We start from the raw sequence: 1,372 nt of genomic DNA on the forward strand, positions 1-1,372 counted from the left end.
CCTTCTCGATTACCCTCTACAGTACCAGTTAAGTTATTAATTGTACCTTTTTTAGTATTGACAACGGTGACATATTCATGATTTTTGTTGGCAGATTTTTTTTGATAAACTTGCACACCAGTTCCATCTAAAATTAGTTTGAAACTCTGAGGTATTGCAGATTTTGTCCTTGTGGTTGCGCCCATCACGACAAGAGCAATTGTACCAGTCGTAATGCCTAATAAATACCATTTTATCGGATTTACAAAATACACTTTTTTTGAACTCTTCATCTCCTCACTTCTTTTCCCTAAATGCCTGACCGAACTCTGAAAACAAGCGTAAAATCACATTACTCATACATATGTAGTCAGGGGTGCGATCGCCCATCGGTCTGTCACGAGCGATCGCACTCCCACATCTATCTATTCATTATCCCCCTTATCCTTATCTTTCTTCTTCAGCCCCAATATTAAAGGGGTTGCAGCCGTAATCAACACCGGAAGTAATGCTATGTAATCGTAAGGTGTTGGCGCTTGTCCGGCTTGGGGAATAGAAACATTGCCTGCTGCTGGAACACCAATATGGCTTCCAACCGATGGATTTTCTTGAATCTTCGGTATCATAGTCTTAGTAATGATTAAAAATCTGCTATCACCGACCGCAAATCAGTGATGGCGTGAACTAAAAGCCCAATGCTGACCGCAAATCAGTGTTGGGTTATTTGTTTAGAGTGGTTTGGCATCGAATCGGAATCGACATAATTATGATCATACTTGAACAAAATACGGCAAATTACACTTGTTTAGTACGGACAACCGTACTTTATATAGTTAATGAATTCTGTATTACCCAATAAGTACAAAAGAACTGTTTTGAAATTCGCAATTCCCAGATTAGTTTTTAGTTAAGCATTCAAGTTTTCTCCTCATATATATTTCCGTGTTCCGAATCCAACGTGCCCGACAGCCAAAACTGTGATTATTTTTGAGCTTCAGTCATTGGATAGCTTCTAATGATAAAGTGCCCGTCTGACTTGGATTCGTGACGAACAAACGGTTCATCATCCGTAAACCATAGATTTTGGTGATTTGGTATGGAAATCACATCAAAAATGCGATTATTCCCAAAGCCAGAAGCGTTTTTAGTTACGAGAAACCTACGTTTCGCACTTTGCGATACCACAAAGTGGTCGCCAAGGGCATCGCATGTTTATCGCATGACTTCTTGCGACCAATCACATTGCAACCATTCCCAGCTAATAATCTCAGATTGCTGAAATTCAAAAATCCACATTTCCACACTGAGATAATCCACCATCACCTAACACTTTATATCTAACATCAATTAATAACAATAACTCATTACAAATTAATTTTGCATCATCTATATT

At 38.7% G+C, this 1,372-nt stretch carries 3 protein-coding genes; all 3 read right to left on the minus strand.

Going from position 1 to position 1,372, the window contains the following annotated elements:
• The coding region (locus CK510_RS30395; protein WP_143289529.1) for a hypothetical protein at nt 1-272 on the minus strand (272 nt) is incomplete at its 3' end.
• A gap of 132 nt (nt 273-404) precedes the next feature.
• Nucleotides 405-605: a hypothetical protein gene (locus tag CK510_RS30400; protein WP_095725123.1), complete on the minus strand. Its 201-nt coding sequence runs from the start codon at nt 603-605 to the stop codon at nt 405-407.
• Nucleotides 606-960: 355 nt separating this feature from the next.
• Nucleotides 961-1,164, minus strand: a complete 204-nt coding sequence (locus tag CK510_RS31350; RefSeq protein ID WP_143289530.1) for a hypothetical protein — start codon at nt 1,162-1,164, stop codon at nt 961-963.
• Nucleotides 1,165-1,372: the final 208 nt, after the last annotated feature.

The organism is Brunnivagina elsteri CCALA 953 (genome assembly GCF_002289455.1).
In the GTDB taxonomy this organism is placed as follows: Bacteria; Cyanobacteriota; Cyanobacteriia; order Cyanobacteriales; family Nostocaceae; genus Brunnivagina; species Brunnivagina elsteri.

Excerpts from the sequence above, each read along its gene's own strand:
- CK510_RS30400 (WP_095725123.1), bottom strand. The coding sequence starts at position 605 with ATGATACCGAAGATTCAAGAAAATCCATCGGTTGGAAGCCATATTGGT.